The following is a 15,313-nucleotide window of genomic DNA, read 5'->3' on the forward strand; positions in this document are numbered from 1 at the left end:
GTGTCCATGCAAATTCTGCTCGCGATCGATGTCGGCAACACCAACGCCAAATTCGCCCTGTTCCGGGGAACCGAACTGCTCGCGCGCTGGCGCATCGCGACCGACGACCGGCGCACGGCTGACGAGTATATGGTCTGGCTCGACCAGCTCATGCGGATCGAGGGGCATGACCGCGCCGAGGTTGGCGCCGTGATCATCTCGACCGTGGTGCCCCGGGCGCTCCACAACCTGCAACTGCTCGCGGTCAAATATTTCGGCGTCGACGCGCTCGTCGCGGGGCGCGATCCGGTGAGCTGGGGCATCGCGCTAAAGGTTGACGAGCCGCAGTCGGTGGGCGCCGATCGCGCGGTCAACGCGATCTCGGCGCAGGCGGTCGAGCCGGGCAAGGACAAGCTCGTCATCAGTTTCGGCACCGCGACGACGCTCGACCATATCGGCCCCGAGGGCGCCTATCTCGGCGGGATCATCGCGCCCGGCGTCAACCTGTCGCTCGAAGCGCTGGTTGCCGCGGCCGCCAAGCTGCCGCGCATCGCGATCGAGGCGCCGGCGACCGCCAGCGTCATCGGCCGCACGACCGAAAGCCAGATGCTGATCGGCGTCTATTGGGGCTATGTCTCGATGATGGAGGGGCTGATCGCGCGGATGAAGGCCGAGATCGGCAGGCCGCTGACGGTGATCGCCACGGGCGGCCTTGCGACGCTGTTCCAGGAACAGGCGCACCTGTTCGACCGCATCGAACCCGATCTGACGCTGAACGGGCTGATGCATCTCTATCATCAACGAAAGCCGACATTATGACGACTCCGGGCAAGGAGCTGCTTTTCCTCGCATTGGGCGGATCGGGTGAGATCGGCATGAACGCCAATCTCTATGGCTGCGACGGCAAATGGATCATGCTCGACCTCGGCGTGACCTTCGGCAGCCAGGATTATCCGGGGATCGAGATCGTGATGCCCGACCTCGAATTCATCGAGGACCGCAAGGACGACCTGCTCGGCATCGTGCTGACGCACGGGCATGAGGACCATATCGGCGCCATCCCCTATCTTGCCGCTGACCTCGGCGTACCACTCTATGCCAATCGCTTCACCGCCGGGCTGATCGCGCACAAGCTCGCCGAAGAGGGGCTGGAGAAAGAGGTCGAGATCAGGGTCGTCGATATCGACGAAAGCTTTCGCATCGGCCCCTTCGGTATCCGGCTGGTGCCGCTGGCGCATTCGATCCTCGAGATGAGCGCGGCGGTGATCGACACGCCCTATGGGCGCGTTTTCCACACCGGCGACTGGAAGCTCGACGACGACCCGATCCTCGGAACGCCGGCAAGCGCGGCGGCGCTGACCGCGATCGGCGACGAGGGGGTCGACGTGCTCGTCTGCGATTCGACCAATGCCTTCAATGCACAGGCATCGGGCAGCGAGGGCAGCGTGCGCGACGGGCTGATGGCCGCGGTCGGCGCGGCAAAGGGCAGGGTGGTCGTCACGACCTTCGCGTCGAACGCGGCGCGGCTCGCGACCCTTGGCGCGGTTGCCAAGGCGACGGGGCGGACTTTGTGCGTCGCAGGACGCTCGCTCGACCGCATTCTCGGTGTCGCGCGGACGGTCGGTTACCTCAAGGATTTCCCGCCGACGGTCGATTTCGACGAGGCGATGCGCCTGCCGCGCAACAAGGTGATGGTGATCGCGACCGGCGGGCAGGGCGAGCCGCGCGCCGCGCTGGCGCGCATGGCGGCCGACATCCACCAGATCAAGCTGGAGGCGGGCGACACGGTCGTCTTTTCGTCGAAGCAGATCCCCGGCAACGAGGTTGCGATCGGACGGATCATGAACCAGCTTGCCGCGAAGGACGTGCTGACCGTCACCGAGAAGCAGGCGCATATCCATGTCAGCGGCCATCCGGGGCAGCCCGAACTCGCCGCGCTCTATGGCTGGTTGCGGCCGAAGCTCGTGGTGCCGGTGCATGGCGAGATCCGCCATATGCACGAACAGGCGCGCTTTGCGCTCGAACGGGGCGTGCCCGACATGCTGGTGCAGGAAAATGGCGACCTTGTCCGCCTCGCACCGGGGTCGGCGCGGATCGTCGAACGCGTGCGTTCGGGCCGCCTGATCCTCGACGGCGACGTGATCCTGCCCGCCGATGGCGAGACGATCAACGAACGGCGCAAGCTCGCCCTTTACGGCCAGATTTCGGTCGCCGTCGTGCTGTCGGACGGCAAGTTCGAGGGTAGCGCGATCCAGTATCGCGGCGTGCCGGTCGAGGATGACCGCGAAAGCTTCCTCGAGGAAATGAACGAAGCCGCCGAGCAGGCGGTGAAGGGGCCGGCGCGCGACCGCGAGGCGCTGAAAGAGGCGATCCGCCTCGGCGTGCGGCGGGTCGCGACCGACTGGACCGGCAAGAAGCCGATTACCGACGTGCTGATCGTGGATGTCTGAGTCATGAAATGGACGTCTATCCTGGCAATCTACACGCTTTTCTGGGCTTTCAGCGCCTTTTTCGTGCTGCCCTTCCACGGCCGCCGCGCCGAGGATGATGCGACGCCGCTGGTGCGGGGGCAGGATCGGGGCGCGCCGGCCACCGTTCGACCGGGACGCATCCTGCTGCAGATGACGATCGTCGCGACGATCGGCTTCGTGCTCTATTACATCGCTTATGTGAACGGCTGGGCCGACCCCGATGTGCTGAGCGGGCGGGCCTGAGCGGTAACCTGATTTGGCGGCTTTGGAGTGGGGAGCGGTCGTATAATCCTCCCTGTCGCGATGCGATGAGGAGGGGGACCGCCCCGCCTTAGGCGGTGGTGGAGGGGCCCGCGACGGTGGCGGCATTGCTCCTCCGTCAGCGCTTCGCGCTGCCACCTCCCCATGGCTGCGCCACAGGGAGGAACGAATGTTCCCAACCGGTCGAAGGCTGCCGGGCCAACCGGGCTGCTTCAGCGCAATCAGCCCCGCAGGCGGTCGATCGCCTGCGCCAGCGCCACATAGAGCTTGCCGATATCCGACGAGAGCAGGGTGACGCTGATCGCCGACCCGTCGCGCGCACCCATCAGCAGGCGCAGCATCGCCTCGAAATCGTGAATGAACTGGTTCACCGCGGCGTGGAAGCCGTCGTCATTCTGGTAGAGGCGCAGGATTTCCTTCGCCTCGCCATTTTCGATCAGCTTGACCGCACGCCGCGCGAAGACGCCGCGGTCGCCCTTGAGATAAGCGTCCCACGCCGTGTCGCTGACCTCGCTCGACAAAATTTTGGTCATGTCGATCGCGGTCGATTTGAGCGCCTCGGTCAGCACGCCGACCTGCTTCGCCATCGAATCGCGGTCGGAGGCGGCGATCGCCTGTTCGGCCTCGATCGCGCGCGCCTCGACGCTGGCGCTCGTGTCCATGATCGTGATCAGCTGGCGCATCAGCCGGTCGGTTGCAGCGTTGGCGGCTTCGACCGCGCGGCGCGAGGCTTCCTCGATCGCGGTGAGCTGCGTCATGATCTCGGTCTTGAACGAGGCGTCGATCGCTTCGCTTGCCGTCGCCTTCATCGCATCGCGGGCACCCGAGACAAGCTTTTCGAGCGTCTGGCGCGCTTCCTCGGCCGCGCTGTCCGCGGTCGCGCGGACTTCGCCGAGCGTCGCGATCATTCGTGCGCCGCCCTGTTCGGCAAATTCGTCAGCGCCGCTGCGCAGCCGGGCGAGCGCGGTGTCGGCGTCGGCGAGCGATGCCTTGATGCGATCGGCGAGCGCCTGCTGGCTGTCGGCGTGCGCCGCCATCTGCTCTTCGTTCGACTGCAGCGTCGATTTGACAGCGTTCACGTGCGACAGCGTCGATTGCGCGACGAGCTCGGAGGCTTCGAGCATCGGCTTCATTTGCGACAGCGCGGTCTGCGTCGCCTTGCCGTGCGAATTCAGGCGGTCGATCGCGTGCGGCAGCGTCTCGTCGAGCTCGCGCGTTACCGCGTCGAGCGCAAGCAGCAGCGACTCCGCCTGCGTGATCAGTTGGTGCGCCGATCCGTTGCTCTTTTCCGCTTCGGCCATGAAGGCGGCGAGCTGGCCCTTGGTGTCGTCGATCGCGCGGCCGATGACGCCGGTGCTGGACGTAACGCTGGTGTCGAGCGCCGCGAGTTGTTCGCCGACCGTTGCCACATGCGAGCTGATCTGCCGGGCGAGCGCGTCGCTCGTTTCGCCATGTGCGGCGAGCTGGGCGCCGAGTGTGTCGCCGGCTTCGCGTGCGGCGGCAAGGCGCGCGTCGAGCAACTCGGCCGCAGAAGCGACACTATCGCGGAATTGGCGCCAGCTGCCGTCCATCTGCCCCGTCACCGCAGCGATCGTCGCCTTGAGATCGTCGCGCGCGGTTGCCGAGGCCTGCGTCATCTGCGCCAGCGCGACGCCATGCGCGTCGGTCACCTGCGACGCGACCGCGATCAGGCTCATCTCGGCGTCGCTGGCCTGTTGCCGCAACACGCCGATGGCTTCGCTCAGGCTGGTAGCCGAGGCTTCGCCGATCTGCGCCGTCTTGCCGGCTTCCTCGGCAAGCGCGGCGAGCTTGGCCTCGAGGTTCGCGCCCTGCTGGTGCGCAACAAGGCCCGCCTCGCGGAAATTGACAGCAAGCCGCTGTGCGACGTCGTCGATCCGCGGCAGGCCTGCGAGCAGGCCGTCCATCCGCTGCATCGCCACATCGCCCGAGCGCGCGAGCTGGTCGTGCGCGTTGGCGATGACCGACGCGTTCGTCGCGAGCTTGTCGCTGCTTTCGTTGAGGCGCAGAACGGTATCGACGCCGAGCTGCTGCACCGTGCGCGCCTGTTCGCCGAGCTGGCGCTGCGCATCGGCAAGATTTTCCGCGAGGGCCCGCATCGAGGCATTGAGCGCCATATTCTCATCGCGAAGCGCGCCGGCAACCCGCGCAAAACGCGCCTGTTCGGACCGGCTCGATCGCAAGAGGGCCATCCAGAGCACGGCGATCAGGGTGAGCGGCATCGCGATCGTCGCGAGCAGCACCGGCCATGCGGCGAAGGCGGGCGCGCGGGTGAAGCGGTCGGTTCCGGCCGCAGCCGCGAAGGCGACCCAGCCGATGGCCACAATAATCAGAAGCGCCGGAACGATCCTGTCCGTCCACGACGAGCCTGCCGCATCGGTTTCGTCACAGTCCTGGGCGGCATGGGTGATGGCTGACATATCGAGCCAGTCGCGCTCCTCGGGAAGGGCGGTTTCAACCACAGGCGCGGTCTCAGCCGCCGCGGCGGCCGCCTCGTTCTGCGCTTCGGCATCCGGATTGGCGGCGGAATCCCGCCACAGTCCGACGATCTTCTTTTCCCCCGTCATCCGGCCATATTAGCATCAAATCGCGTTCATGGAACGGAAACTTAACCACAATCCGGCAAGGTTGTGGAATGTCGTTCGATAGTGGGCCCCTGGATCGGTATCTTCATGCGGCGGTCGGAGACGATCCCGCGGTAGCCCGAGAGCTGCGGGAGAGCTTTGCCGCGAACACGCGCGAACTGGCGGACCTGATGCGGCGCGCGCGGTGCGACGCCAACTGGCGCGTCGCCGCCGAGCGGATGAAGAGCCTTGCCGCGACCTTCGGGGTGATTCCGCTGATCCAGCTCGCAGAGGTCGCGATGGACGGCGTGCCGGGCGATCCCGCGATCCTGCGCGACATCAACGCGGCGATCGACAGCCTCGCCTGAGCGTTTTCGGGTTCAATCCCCGTTCAGCCATCTCCTGTCATTGCAAATATCGATCCCGGCCGTCTTGCCTTGGCAACGCTACGGGGCTAGCCGCGTTGTGAACCGCGGCTGACCCCCGCTTGCTTCTGGCAAGGCGGCCGTTTCAGAGGAGAGATATCGATGTTCACCCGTTTCCGCCCGACGACCGCGACCGCTGTGGCCGCCGTTTTGGGCTGCGCGCTGATGGCGACGGCCACCCCCGCCATGGCGAAGGAAAAGCCGAAGAAGGAAGAGGCCGCGCAGGGGCCGAAGGTTTCGCCCAGCAAGGCATTCATGCCCGCTGTGAAGAAGATGGGCGACGCGACCAAGGCCAAGGATGCCGCCGCTTTGCAGGCGGCGCTGGCCGAGGGGCAGGCGACGGCGACCTCGAACGACGACAAATATCTGATGGGTTTCTACACGCTGCAGCTCGGTATCCTGAACAAGGATGAGGCGACCCAGAGTCAGGGCCTGGAGACCGCGCTCGATTCGGGCCTCGTTCCGGCGGCCGACCTTGGCAACTATAATTTCTATTCGGGCCGTTTCGCCTATGTGAAGAAGGACTATGTCAAGGCCGCGACGCGGTTCGAGGCGGCGAAGGCGGCGGGATCGACCGATTCCGCGCTGCCGCTGCTGCTGATGGACAGCTATCTGAACTCGGGGCGCGTCGATCAGGGGATCGCGCTCGCCAAGGCGACGATCGATGCCGAGCGCGCGGCGGGCCGGGTGCCGTCGGAGGAATTGTACGTACGTCCGGCGAAGGCGCTCCAGGCCGCGAAGCGCACCGACGAACTGCTCGACATTCTGACGCTTCGCGTCCGTGACTATCCGCAGCCCGCGGTCTGGCGCAATACATTGTACATCCTGCTCCAGCAGGCGGGTCCAGACAAGGAACTCAACCTCGACATCCTTCGCCTGATGCGAGCGTCGGGCGCGATGACCGATCGCGGCGAATATCTGGAATATGCGGCAATGGCGACCGAAGCCGGCTATCCGGGCGAGGTGGTGTCGCTGGTTCAACAGGGCATCGCGAACAAGGTTTTCACCGACCGGGATGAACGCTTTTCGCAGATCCTGAGCTCGCAGACCGACCGGGCCAAGGCCGACCGCCCCGGGCTCCTTGCGGACGCCAGCAAGCCGGTGACGAACCCCAAGGCGGCGCGCGCAACCGCGGATGCCTTGGTCGGCATCGGTGAAATCGCCAAGGCGATCCCGCTTTACGAGGCGATCGCGGCGAGCGATCCCATCGCGCAATATCGCCTCGGCGTGGCGCAGGCGCTGTCGGGGCAGAATGACGCTGCGCTCGCCACCCTGGCGAAGGTGCAGGGCAATCGTGCGCGGCTCGCCAAGCTGTGGACGGTCTATGTCCAGACCAAAACGGCTCCGGCCGCCGTGGCGGCGGCCCCCGCCACCTGATCCAGCGCGATACGGCACAGAGGGGGCGCCATTCCATCGGGGGTGGCGCCCTTTTTTTGGCGTCTCGACCGCTCTCAGGTCTCGACCGGGATTCCGGCGAGCTGTTTCGCGGTACGAATCGTCAGCGAGGTCTTCACGCTCGTCACGTTGGGCGCCGACGTCAGGTGCGCGGTCAGGAAGGACTGGAAGCTCTGCAGGTCGCGCGCGACGACCTTGAGCAGAAAATCTATTTCGCCGTTCAGCATGTAGCATTCGCGAACTTCGGGAAGCTTTCCGACATAGTCCTCGAATGCCTTGAGGTCGGATTCGGCCTGGCTGCGCAGGCTGACCATCGCGAAGACGGTGATGCCATAGCCGAGCTTCGCGGCGTCGAGATCGGCATGATAAGAGCGGATGACACCCGATTCTTCCAGCGCGCGGACGCGGCGCAGGCACGGCGGCGCTGTGAGTCCTACCATTTGCGCCAGTTCGACATTGGTCATCCGCCCGTTTTTCTGCAGCTCCCCGAGGATCTGGAGGTCGATCTGATCAAATTTCTGACTGGCCATATTTGAAACATCCGCTTTCCAAAAGTGCAGCGACCATAATATTATTTCAGCCGATTGCAATTGTCCCACAATGTGACGTGGTCGACGATGGCACTTTCATGACCAGCGGATTCACGCTAGCCGGTAAACATACGCTAACCAACAAACTGGGTGTGGGGCCGGCCCGCGTGACTGCTGACTCGATGATCGCGACCATCTTGCGCCAAGCCCCGAAAGACGGCCGTGCGAGCATCGCTGCGTGGCGTCAGCTCAGCGATATCCTTGCCCAGCGCGGCAATCAGCTAGCCGGCGAGGATGTGCGCCGCGCTTTCCATGCCCTTGCTCTGCTGCGGCCGCAAGTCCCCGAAAAGATTCGCCGCGATTGCGCCGAGGCGATCGCGCATCATGGCCGTTTTGCGCCGCTGGTTGCCTTTTATGCCAATGACGTGCCGGCGGTTTCGGCGACGATGCTGAGCCGCGCGCGCCTGTCGGAGGGAGACTGGCTCGCGGTGCTTCCTGCGACCGCTGCGACGGCTCGCTCGGTCCTTGCAGGGCGCAAGGATCTTCCCCAGACGGTTCGTCGCGCGCTTGAAAGTCTGGGGGCCGGATCGGTCGCGCTGCCGCAGCCCACGGCCGTCGCCGTGCCGGAGCCCGAGGCCGCCGCTGCCGGGCCGGTTCCGGCCCTCGAGGGAGCTCCCAGCCAGATCAGCGAGCTCGTCCGCCGCATCGACAAGTTCCAGTCGACCCGCACGCAGCCGCCGCCGCGTCCGGCACGCACCGGATTCCTGTTCGAGACCGGGCCCGACGGTCTGATTCGCTGGGTCGACGGCATTACGCGCGGCGCCGCAATCGGCTTGTCGATCGCCGATGCGGCGTTCGGGGGCGAGCCCGGCGCCGACGGCGCGGCAGCGGGCGCGTTCCGCCAGCGCGCCGAGATCGTGAACGCGCGCATGATCCTTGAAGGCGCGGCGTCGGAGGCGGGCGAGTGGCGCTTCTCGGCGATGCCTTGGTTCGACCCGGCGACGGGGCAGTTTCGCGGGTATCGCGGCAGCGCGCGGCGCCCGCAGCGCAACGAGATGCCCTACGGCCGTCCGGCAGCCAGCCAGAATTCAGGCGACTCGATCCGTCAGCTGATTCACGAACTGCGCAGCCCGCTCAACGCGATCTCCGGCTTTTCGCAGATCATATCCGGTCAGATGTTCGGCCCGGTGAGCAACTCCTATCGCAAGATGGCGGAGGCGATCGTTACCGACGCGACGTCGATCCAGTCGATTATCGAGGATCTGGACACCGCCGCGCGCGCGATCGACCCCAGGCCCGCTCCGCTGGCGCCGGAGGAGGTTGCCGACCTGGGCATGGTGATGACGCGCGTCGAGGAGGATCTCGCGGCGCTTCTTGCCGACCAGCGCGTCGACCTTAGTATCTCGCGCGTCGGCGGCCCCTTTCTCGCACAGGGCGGCGACGCCAATTCGCGGCGGATGATCGGGCGGATGCTGACCGCGCTCGTCGACATTTCGGAGCCCGGAACCATCCTCGTCGGTCAGCTGGTGACCGAGCCGGGCGCGGACGACATGCTGCAATTGCGCATCGTTCGTCCGCTGGCGATCCGCTTCGCCACGGCGGCCGAACTGCTGGATCCGGGCTTCAGCCCCGAAGGGGAGGCGCCGGGGGCTGCGATCCTGAGCCTCGGCTTTTCGCTGCGGCTTGTTGACAGTCTCGCCCGCAGCGTCGGCGGTCGGCTCGACATCGGACATAACGCCTTGACCTTGCATTTGCCCTCGGCCAACCCGAGAGTCGATACCGAACTCGGTGTTCAGCAGGGCGAATAGCCCCCGGGGGCAAAGGGGAACGAAAGTGCAGCCCGCGGGCAGCTTTCAGACATATCCGGAGACGGCCGAGCAGATTGGTCTCGGCCATGACGGACGCCCGCGTTTCTGGGTCACGATCGATACCGAAGAGGATTTCGACTGGTCGGCGCCCTTCGCGCGGAGCGGCTACCGGCTCGATTCGGTCCCGTCGCTTGCCGAATGCCAAGGCTATTTCGAGCGCTCCGCGGTCGTTCCGATCTATCTTGTCGACTGGCCCGTCGTGCAGGACGATCGCGCCGTCGAGATCCTTGCGCCGGCGCGCGCTGCCGGCCGCTGCGACGTCGGGGCCCAGCTTCATCCCTGGGTCACGCCGCCGCATGAAGAAGAGGTGAGCGAGCGCAACAGCTATACCGGCAATCTTCCTCCTTCGCTCCAGCGGGCGAAGATGGCGGCGCTGCGCGACGCCATTCGCACCCGCTTCGGCGCCGCACCGCAAGTCTATCGCGCCGGGCGTTACGGCCTCGGCCGCGATACCGCCGAGATGCTCGCCGAACTAGGCTTTGTCTGCGACACGTCGGTAAGGCCGGGTTTCGATTATCGCAAAGGGCATGGGCCCGATTATCGCGGCGCCCCGCTTCGACCCTGGTGGGTGGCGACGCGTCACGGGCCAGTGCTCGAGGTTCCGGTGACGACGGTTTTCGGCGGGCTCATGGGACCGAAGGGCGAGGGACTTTATCACCCGATCGCGCGGAACGGCCGCTATGCCGGCTCGGTGCTGGCGCGTCTCGGGCTTGTCGAGCGCATCGCACTGACGCCCGAAGGCATTCCCGTCGATCGCGCGTGCCGGGCGGTCGACATCGCACTCGATCAGGGGGTTCCCGTCCTCAACTTCTCGTTCCACTCGCCGTCGCTGCGTCCCGGTAATACCCCTTATGTGCGGACGGCGGCCGATCTCGACCGTTTCTATCGCTGGTGGGACGCGGTGCTCGACCATCTGGCGCGCCGCGGCGTCGTTCCAACCGATACGGCGGGCCTGCTGATGCTAGCGACCGCGAAGAGGCCGGCATGAGCGCAACCGGCTTGCCAACGCCCGCTGCGCTCCGCTATCGCCCGCACATCCCCGGAACGGGGGCCTGTAGCTCAATGGTTAGAGCTGGCCGCTCATAACGGCTAGGTTGCGGGTTCGAGTCCTGCCGGGCCCACCATTCCCCTTGCAAATCGAAACCGATCGCTGTCCATTGCCCGCCGAAAAGGAGAGGGGAATGGGAAAGCTTCGGATTGCCTTGATCGGCGGCCTATCGATCCTTGTCGTGGGGGCCGCCGTTGTCGGCGTGCGCACGTCGACCTTCGCGCCGGCGAATGTCGCCGACGGCCGCGACGTGAAGCTTGCGGCGGCGCCCGTCTATGATCTGGACGCGGCGGTTCGCCATTTGAGCGAAGCCGCACAGATTCGCACGATATCGAATCAGGATCCGGCCGCCAACGACGTCGCCGAATGGGACCGGCTTCATGCGTGGCTCGCGTCCACCTATCCCGCCGGGCATGGCGCGATGCAGCGCACGATCCTGCCGAACCGGACGCTCGTCTATCATTGGCCGGGCAGCGATGCTTCGCTCGCGCCGGTGATCCTGATGGCGCACCAGGATGTCGTGCCGGTGACGCCCGGCACCGAAGGCGACTGGAAATATCCGCCCTTCGCGGGGACGATCGCCGACGGGGCGGTGTGGGGTCGCGGCACGGTCGACGACAAGGGCTCGCTTGTCGGTCTGTTCGAAGCGCTCGACGCGCTGGCGAAAAGCGGGTTCAAGCCGAAGCGCGGCATCTATCTGGTATCCGGCCATGACGAGGAGGCGGGCGGCTCTGGCGCGCTAGCCGCCGCCGCGAAGCTGAAGGCCGAGGGTGTGAAGGCGATCTATACCCTCGACGAGGGGAGCATTGTCCTGACCGACACGCCTGTCATCGACGGGCCCGCGATCATGATCGGCATCGCGGAGAAGGGCTATGGCACGCTGAAGGTCACTGCCCCCGCGCCCGGCGGGCACAGTTCGATGCCGCCCGCCGAAACCGGCGTGACGACGCTCGCGAAAGCGGTGCTGGCGATCGCGGGCAAACCGTTCCCGCTCGAATTCCGCGGCCCCGGGGCGTCGATGATCGAGGCGCTCGCCGCGAAAAAGGGCGGCGCGACAAAGATGGCGGTTGCAAACCAGTGGCTGTTCGGGCGCAGCCTCAAGAACCGTCTCGGCGCTGCACCCACGACCGCCGCGGCTTTTCACACGACAATCGCGCCGACGATGCTGGAAGGCAGTCCCAAGGAGAATGTCCTGCCGCAATCGGCGAGCGCCTTGATCAACTATCGCATCGCGCCGTGGAACAGCTCGGCCGATGTGATGGCGCGCGCGAAGGGAGCGGTGGGCGACATCAAGGTCGACCTCGCCTGGGTCAAGCCGCCGCGCGAACCCTCGCGCGTGTCGTCGACGAGCTCGCAGGGCTGGAAATGGATCGCCGCGGCCGCGCGCGCCGACGCGCCCGATGCGGTGCTCACGCCGACGCTGGTCGTTGCGGGGACCGACAGCCGGAGCATGGAGCCGGTGTCGGAGGACGTCTATCGCTTCATGCCGATGCATTTCTCGCTGAAGGAATCGGCGATGATCCACGGGACCAACGAGCATATGGCGATCGACAGCTTCAAGCGGATGATCGATTTCTACGCGCGGCTGATTGCGACATCGACGGGATAGGGGGATTGGTCGGGGAGACAGGATTCGAACCTGCGACATCCTGCTCCCAAAGCAGGCGCGCTACCGGGCTGCGCTACTCCCCGACCGGCCTCGCGGCCTTAGACAGGCGCGCGTGCGAAGTCCACCCGCAGGTGACGGGCAAAGAAAAAGGCGGCCTTCCCGAAGGAAGACCGCCTCTTTTCGTTTCGGTCATTGCCCCGAGGGGCTGTGACTTACTTCTTTTCTTCAGCCGGAGCAGCAGCGGCGTCAGCAGCCGGAGCAGCCTTGGCGTCAGCGGCCGGAGCAGCAGCGGCGTCAGCAGCCGGAGCAGCAGCAGCGTCGGCGCCAGCAGCGGCAGCGTCAGCACCAGCAGCGGCAGCGTCGGCGCCAGCAGCAGCAGCGTCAGCGCCTTCTTCAGCAACAGCTTCAGCAGCCGGAGCTTCGGTGGTGGCTTCTTCAGCAGCCTTTTCACCGCAAGCGGCGAGGGCGAACATGCTGGCAGCAACGGCGATAGCAGCAAACTTCTTCATGATGTGTGGGCTCCCTAAAATGCCTTTCCGCGCTGGGGAAACTTTCCCGTCCCGCGAGCGGCGGGATTTAGCCGTTCCGCGTGAATCGTCAACAAAAATAATTGAGATGGTCGGGGCGGGCGGAATTCTGTCATTTGACCGAAACAATCACGGCAACTCGCTGTCCTCGCCGGTGGCGAGAATCGCCGGAGTCGCGGCCCAGACCACGACACTCCGCCGCAATTGAGCGGAATCGAGCTTGTCGGGCGTGTCGTCGGGCGCTTGGTGGATGTCGAAACAACGCGTGCCATCGCAGGCCAGGTCGACCGCAGGAACGCCTGCCGCGAGCAGTGCGCCGACGTTGGTCCCGCCGCCGGCGGGCGGCTTCGCGCGCGCAAGCGTCGATTGCCAACCGCGCGCCCATTCGCTAACCGGCGCCCAACTCTCCCGGCCGCACGACCGCGGCCCAGCCTCTACCGGAGCATATCCATGGCCGCCCAATATAGTTTCGTGATGAAGGGTCTGACCAAGACCTATCCCGGCGCGCAGAAGCCGACGCTCAACAACCTGAGCCTGCAATTCTATCCCGATGCCAAGATCGGTATCGTCGGCCCGAACGGCACGGGTAAATCGACGCTGATGAAGATCATGGCCGGCATCGACAAGGATTTCACCGGCGAAGCATGGCCGGGCGAGGGGATTACCGTCGGCTATCTGGCGCAGGAGCCGCAGCTCGACCCGACGAAGACGGTCAAGGAAAATGTCATGGACGGCGTCCGCCCCGTCGCCGACATGATGGACCGCTTCAACGAGATCAGCGCGCTGATGGCCGATCCGCCCGCGGACGCCGATTTTGACGCGCTCATGGAAGAGATGGGGACGCTGCAGGAAAAGATCGACGCGGTCGACGGCTGGACGCTCGACAACCAGCTCGAAATCGCGATGGAAGCGCTTCGCTGCCCGCCGGGCGACTGGAGCGTCGAGAACCTCTCGGGCGGTGAGAAGCGCCGGATCGCGCTGACCCGCCTGCTGCTCGAGAAGCCGTCGATCCTGCTGCTCGACGAACCGACGAACCATTTGGACGCCGAAAGCGTCGCCTGGCTCGAAAAGCACCTCGTCGACTATCCGGGCAACGTCATCCTCGTCACCCACGACCGTTATTTCCTCGACAATGTGGTGAACTGGATCCTCGAACTCGATCGCGGCCGTTACTTTGTCTACGAAGGCAATTATTCGACCTACCTCGACAAGAAGGGCAAGCGCCTCGAACAGGAAGCGCGCGAGGACCAGGGCCGCCAGAAGGCGATCCGCGACGAGCTCGAATGGATCCGGCAATCGCCGAAGGCGCGCCAAGCCAAGTCGAAGGCGCGTATCAAAAGCTTCGACCAGCTCGTCGAGGCGCAGGAAAAGCGTACCCCCGGCAAGGCGCAGATCGTCATCCAGATTCCCGAACGCCTTGGCGGCAAGGTGATCGAGGTCGCCGGCATCTCGAAGGCCTATGGCGACAAGCTGCTGTTCGAGGATCTGTCCTTCACCTTGCCGCCGGGCGGCATCGTCGGCGTCATCGGGCCCAACGGCGCGGGCAAGTCGACCCTGTTCAAGCTGATCACCGGACAGGAAACCCCCGACAGCGGCAGCGTCACAATCGGCGACACCGTGCGTCTCGGCTATGTCGACCAGAGCCGCGACGCGCTCGACCCGAACAAGAATGTCTGGGAGGAAATTTCGGGCGGCCACGAACTGATGAACATCGGCAAGCACGAAATGCAGACGCGTGCCTATGTCGGCGCGTTCAACTTCAAGGGCGTCGACCAGCAGAAAAAGGTCGGCCAGCTCTCGGGCGGCGAACGCAATCGCGTCCATCTCGCCAAGATGCTCAAGGAGGGGGGTAACGTCCTCCTGCTCGACGAACCGACCAACGACCTCGACACCGAAACCCTCGCCGCGCTCGAGGAGGCGCTGGAGAATTTCGCCGGCTGCGCGGTGGTGATCAGCCACGACCGCTTCTTCCTCGACCGCCTTGCGACGCACATCCTGGCGTTCGAGGGCAACAGCCATGTCGAATGGTTCGAAGGCAACTTCGAGGCTTATGAGGAGGACAAGATCCGCCGCCTCGGCGACGAGGCGACGCGTCCGCACGCGACGACCTACAAGAAGTTGACGCGCTGACCGGTATGGCGGGGGACGCGGCACCGGTGTCGGCGCCCATATCGTCTGGCGCAATCCGCATGGACGCTGACGCGCTCAACGCCTTCCTGGCGGACGCCTTCCCGCATTCGAAGCCGGGCTCACGCGGCCATGTCGTCTTGGCCGAACCCGGCCATATCCGCGCGCGGATCGATCCGAACGAACAGGCGCTCCGCCCGGGCGGGCTGATTTCCGGCCCGACACAGATGGGGTTCGCCGACATGGCGGCCTATGCGCTCGTCCTCGCGCACATCGGGCCCGTCGCGATGGCGGTGACGAGCGCGCTCAACTACCAGTTTCTGCGGCCCTGCCGCCCCGGACCGCTTTTCGCCGATGCGCACATGCTCCGCCTCGGCAAGCGGCTTGCGGTGATGGACGTCAGGATCTGGACCGACGACGCCGACAAGCCCGTCGGTCAGGCGAATGTGACCTACGCGATACCGTGAGGGTTGCGGCGATTGGTACCTATG

Annotated in this window: 14 protein-coding genes and 2 tRNA genes; 11 read left to right on the forward strand and 5 right to left on the reverse strand. The window is 65.6% G+C overall.

Annotated features, from left to right (window positions below; all coding sequences use genetic code 11):
* Nucleotides 1–12: 12 nt before the first annotated feature.
* Genes QOL79_RS08715 through QOL79_RS08725 form a run of 3 tightly spaced genes read left to right on the forward strand, consistent with a single transcriptional unit; the run spans nt 13 to nt 2,693 of the window.
* Nucleotides 13–798, forward strand: a complete 786-nt coding sequence (locus tag QOL79_RS08715; RefSeq protein WP_283419674.1) for a type III pantothenate kinase — start codon at nt 13–15, stop codon at nt 796–798.
* Nucleotides 795–2,429, forward strand: a complete 1,635-nt coding sequence (locus QOL79_RS08720; protein WP_283419339.1) for a ribonuclease J — start codon at nt 795–797, stop codon at nt 2,427–2,429. The genes QOL79_RS08715 and QOL79_RS08720 overlap by 4 nt, the downstream gene beginning before the upstream one ends.
* 3 nt (nt 2,430–2,432) lie before the next feature.
* Complete coding sequence (locus QOL79_RS08725; RefSeq protein ID WP_058456733.1) at nt 2,433–2,693, forward strand: DUF1467 family protein; 261 nt, start codon at nt 2,433–2,435, stop codon at nt 2,691–2,693.
* 239 nt (nt 2,694–2,932) lie between these two features.
* Here the strand turns inward: QOL79_RS08725 and QOL79_RS08730 are convergent, their stop codons facing one another.
* Nucleotides 2,933–5,296, reverse strand: coding sequence for a coiled-coil domain-containing protein (locus QOL79_RS08730; protein WP_283419340.1), 2,364 nt, complete (start codon nt 5,294–5,296; stop codon nt 2,933–2,935).
* A 68-nt stretch (nt 5,297–5,364) separates the two neighbouring features.
* On the opposite strand from QOL79_RS08730, the gene QOL79_RS08735 reads away from it, so the two are divergent.
* Both QOL79_RS08735 and QOL79_RS08740 read left to right on the forward strand, forming a co-directional pair.
* Nucleotides 5,365–5,661: an Hpt domain-containing protein gene (locus tag QOL79_RS08735; protein WP_283419341.1), complete on the forward strand. Its 297-nt coding sequence runs from the start codon at nt 5,365–5,367 to the stop codon at nt 5,659–5,661.
* A gap of 159 nt (nt 5,662–5,820) precedes the next feature.
* Nucleotides 5,821–7,095 carry a tetratricopeptide repeat protein gene (locus tag QOL79_RS08740; RefSeq protein WP_283419342.1) on the forward strand — a complete coding sequence of 425 codons (1,275 nt, stop codon included), beginning with the start codon at nt 5,821–5,823 and terminating at the stop codon, nt 7,093–7,095.
* A 74-nt stretch (nt 7,096–7,169) separates the two neighbouring features.
* Here the strand turns inward: QOL79_RS08740 and QOL79_RS08745 are convergent, their stop codons facing one another.
* A complete protein-coding gene (locus QOL79_RS08745; RefSeq protein ID WP_058456737.1) occupies nt 7,170–7,643 on the reverse strand; it encodes an Lrp/AsnC family transcriptional regulator in 474 nt (157 codons plus the stop codon).
* A 167-nt stretch (nt 7,644–7,810) separates the two neighbouring features.
* On the opposite strand from QOL79_RS08745, the gene QOL79_RS08750 reads away from it, so the two are divergent.
* The 4 genes from QOL79_RS08750 (at nt 7,811) to QOL79_RS08765 (ending at nt 12,168) form a co-directional block, all read left to right on the forward strand.
* Nucleotides 7,811–9,451, forward strand: coding sequence for a sensor histidine kinase (locus tag QOL79_RS08750; RefSeq protein ID WP_283419343.1), 1,641 nt, complete (start codon nt 7,811–7,813; stop codon nt 9,449–9,451).
* A 25-nt stretch (nt 9,452–9,476) separates the two neighbouring features.
* Nucleotides 9,477–10,499, forward strand: coding sequence for a polysaccharide deacetylase family protein (locus tag QOL79_RS08755; RefSeq protein ID WP_283419344.1), 1,023 nt, complete (start codon nt 9,477–9,479; stop codon nt 10,497–10,499).
* Between the two features lie 60 nt (nt 10,500–10,559).
* Nucleotides 10,560–10,635: transfer RNA gene (locus QOL79_RS08760), tRNA-Ile, on the forward strand.
* 57 nt (nt 10,636–10,692) lie between these two features.
* Nucleotides 10,693–12,168: a M20 family peptidase gene (locus QOL79_RS08765; RefSeq protein WP_283419345.1), complete on the forward strand. Its 1,476-nt coding sequence runs from the start codon at nt 10,693–10,695 to the stop codon at nt 12,166–12,168.
* Between the two features lie 6 nt (nt 12,169–12,174).
* On the opposite strand, the gene QOL79_RS08770 is transcribed toward QOL79_RS08765, so the two are convergent.
* The 3 genes from QOL79_RS08770 to QOL79_RS08780 all read right to left on the reverse strand — a co-directional run bounded on the left by QOL79_RS08770 (nt 12,175) and on the right by QOL79_RS08780 (nt 13,157).
* Nucleotides 12,175–12,251, reverse strand: a tRNA-Pro gene (locus QOL79_RS08770).
* A complete protein-coding gene (locus QOL79_RS08775) occupies nt 12,242–12,619 on the reverse strand; it encodes a hypothetical protein (protein WP_156416629.1) in 378 nt (125 codons plus the stop codon). The genes QOL79_RS08770 and QOL79_RS08775 overlap by 10 nt, the downstream gene beginning before the upstream one ends.
* Before the next feature lie 205 nt (nt 12,620–12,824).
* Nucleotides 12,825–13,157, reverse strand: a complete 333-nt coding sequence (locus QOL79_RS08780; protein WP_283419346.1) for a hypothetical protein — start codon at nt 13,155–13,157, stop codon at nt 12,825–12,827.
* On the opposite strand from QOL79_RS08780, the gene ettA reads away from it, so the two are divergent.
* Both ettA and QOL79_RS08790 read left to right on the forward strand, forming a co-directional pair.
* The gene (gene ettA / locus QOL79_RS08785; protein ID WP_058456740.1) at nt 13,146–14,825 is read left to right on the forward strand and encodes an energy-dependent translational throttle protein EttA; all 1,680 of its coding nucleotides are present in this window, start codon (nt 13,146–13,148) and stop codon (nt 14,823–14,825) included. The two genes, QOL79_RS08780 and ettA, sit on opposite strands and share 12 nt — an antisense overlap.
* Before the next feature lie 59 nt (nt 14,826–14,884).
* Complete coding sequence (locus QOL79_RS08790; protein ID WP_283419347.1) at nt 14,885–15,289, forward strand: PaaI family thioesterase; 405 nt, start codon at nt 14,885–14,887, stop codon at nt 15,287–15,289.
* Nucleotides 15,290–15,313: the final 24 nt, after the last annotated feature.

This window comes from Sphingopyxis sp. Geo48, from assembly GCF_949769155.1.
In the GTDB taxonomy this organism is placed as follows: domain Bacteria; phylum Pseudomonadota; class Alphaproteobacteria; order Sphingomonadales; family Sphingomonadaceae; genus Sphingopyxis.

Bases quoted from the DNA above. Each gene is read 5' to 3' on its own strand.
- QOL79_RS08745 (WP_058456737.1), bottom strand. From the start codon at position 7,643: ATGGCCAGTCAGAAATTTGATCAGATCGACCTCCAGATCCTCGGGGAG.
- QOL79_RS08720 (WP_283419339.1), top strand. From the start codon at position 795: ATGACGACTCCGGGCAAGGAGCTGCTTTTCCTCGCATTGGGCGGATCG.
- ettA (WP_058456740.1), top strand. From the start codon at position 13,146: ATGGCCGCCCAATATAGTTTCGTGATGAAGGGTCTGACCAAGACCTAT.
- QOL79_RS08740 (WP_283419342.1), top strand. From the start codon at position 5,821: ATGTTCACCCGTTTCCGCCCGACGACCGCGACCGCTGTGGCCGCCGTT.
- QOL79_RS08735 (WP_283419341.1), top strand. From the start codon at position 5,365: ATGTCGTTCGATAGTGGGCCCCTGGATCGGTATCTTCATGCGGCGGTC.
- QOL79_RS08765 (WP_283419345.1), top strand. From the start codon at position 10,693: ATGGGAAAGCTTCGGATTGCCTTGATCGGCGGCCTATCGATCCTTGTC.
- QOL79_RS08790 (WP_283419347.1), top strand. From the start codon at position 14,885: ATGGACGCTGACGCGCTCAACGCCTTCCTGGCGGACGCCTTCCCGCAT.
- QOL79_RS08725 (WP_058456733.1), top strand. From the start codon at position 2,433: ATGAAATGGACGTCTATCCTGGCAATCTACACGCTTTTCTGGGCTTTC.
- QOL79_RS08730 (WP_283419340.1), bottom strand. From the start codon at position 5,296: ATGACGGGGGAAAAGAAGATCGTCGGACTGTGGCGGGATTCCGCCGCC.